Genomic DNA, 483 nt, shown 5'->3' with positions numbered 1-483 from the left:
TTTTTATATGGGCTTAACGGGGCTTGCAACCATCTGTTCATCTCTGATTGAGAATGGGATGCGTACTGATAAGCCTATAGCTCTGGTTTCCAAAGGGACAACAAGGCATCAAAAGGTTTATGAAGGAACGCTGTCAACTATTGTGGATATTATCAAGAACCAAAAGGTTGCCGCTCCGACTTTAATTATTATTGGCGATGTTGTTAGCTTGCGCGATAAGCTGAAATGGTTGGAGTGACCATTTGTGCTTATCAATAAAAAAGCCGCTCAGATTGAGCGGCTTTTTTATTACTTTAAATCGTTTGAACTGTTTATCGCTTAGGTAGCACGTCTTTTAGTTTCTCGTGCATTTCCAGTAACGATTTTTCAGTTGTCTCCCAGTCGATACAAGCATCGGTAACTGATACGCCGTACTCAAGCTGAGATAAATCTTCAGGAATCGATTGGTTACCAAACTTAAGATTGCTCTCAACCATAATGCCA

At 40.6% G+C, this 483-nt stretch carries 2 pseudogenes; one reads left to right on the top strand and one right to left on the bottom strand.

The annotated features are described in order from the left end of the window. A pseudogene (locus A3735_RS30750) lies at window positions 1–238 on the top strand (siroheme synthase); the annotation flags it as partial. 73 nt (window positions 239–311) lie between these two features. On the opposite strand, the pseudogene A3735_RS29610 reads toward A3735_RS30750, so the two are convergent. After that, window positions 312–483 (bottom strand): annotated as a pseudogene (locus A3735_RS29610) (3-deoxy-7-phosphoheptulonate synthase); the annotation flags it as partial.

This window comes from Oleiphilus sp. HI0061 (assembly GCF_001635675.1).
The sequence above is the reverse complement of the archived record's forward strand: the minus strand, read 5'-3'. Positions and strand labels throughout refer to the sequence as shown.